This window comes from Streptomyces sennicomposti (assembly GCF_019890635.1).
Lineage (GTDB): Bacteria > Actinomycetota > Actinomycetes > Streptomycetales > Streptomycetaceae > Streptomyces > Streptomyces sennicomposti.
This window is the reverse complement of sequence record NZ_JAIOAB010000135.1, coordinates 1-1163: the sequence shown is the minus strand read 5'-3', so window position 1 is coordinate 1163 and position 1163 is coordinate 1. Positions and strand designations below refer to the sequence as shown.

General features: G+C 56.5%; 1 rRNA gene. It reads right to left on the bottom strand.

Annotated elements, in window-relative coordinates:
• Window positions 1-3: 3 nt before the first annotated feature.
• Window positions 4-1163: ribosomal RNA gene (locus K7787_RS31400) — 23S ribosomal RNA — on the bottom strand; the annotation flags it as partial.

Below are 1163 nucleotides of genomic sequence, written 5' to 3'. Positions count from 1 at the left end.
CCCTCGGCCTATTAGTACCGGTCACCTCCACACGTTACCGTGCTTCCAGATCCGGCCTATCAACCCAGTCGTCTACTGGGAGCCTTACCCCATCAAGTGGGTGGGAGTCCTCATCTCGAAGCAGGCTTCCCGCTTAGATGCTTTCAGCGGTTATCCCTCCCGAACGTAGCCAACCAGCCATGCCCTTGGCAGAACAACTGGCACACCAGAGGTTCGTCCGTCCCGGTCCTCTCGTACTAGGGACAGCCCTTCTCAAGACTCCTACGCGCACAGCGGATAGGGACCGAACTGTCTCACGACGTTCTAAACCCAGCTCGCGTACCGCTTTAATGGGCGAACAGCCCAACCCTTGGGACCGACTCCAGCCCCAGGATGCGACGAGCCGACATCGAGGTGCCAAACCATCCCGTCGATATGGACTCTTGGGGAAGATCAGCCTGTTATCCCCGGGGTACCTTTTATCCGTTGAGCGACGGCGCTTCCACAAGCCACCGCCGGATCACTAGTCCCGACTTTCGTCCCTGCTCGACCCGTCGGTCTCACAGTCAAGCTCCCTTGTGCACTTACACTCAACACCTGATTGCCAACCAGGCTGAGGGAACCTTTGGGCGCCTCCGTTACTCTTTAGGAGGCAACCGCCCCAGTTAAACTACCCATCAGACACTGTCCCTGATCCGGATCACGGACCCAGGTTAGACATCCAGCACGACCAGACTGGTATTTCAACGACGACTCCACACACACTGGCGTGCATGCTTCACAGTCTCCCAGCTATCCTACACAAGCCGAACCGAACACCAATATCAAACTGTAGTAAAGGTCCCGGGGTCTTTCCGTCCTGCTGCGCGAAACGAGCATCTTTACTCGTAGTGCAATTTCACCGGGCCTATGGTTGAGACAGTCGAGAAGTCGTTACGCCATTCGTGCAGGTCGGAACTTACCCGACAAGGAATTTCGCTACCTTAGGATGGTTATAGTTACCACCGCCGTTTACTGGCGCTTAAGTTCTCAGCTTCGCCTGGACGAATCCAAGCTAACCGGTCCCCTTAACGTTCCAGCACCGGGCAGGCGTCAGTCCGTATACATCGCCTTACGGCTTCGCACGGACCTGTGTTTTTAGTAAACAGTCGCTTCTCGCTGGTCTCTGCGGCCACCCCCAGCTC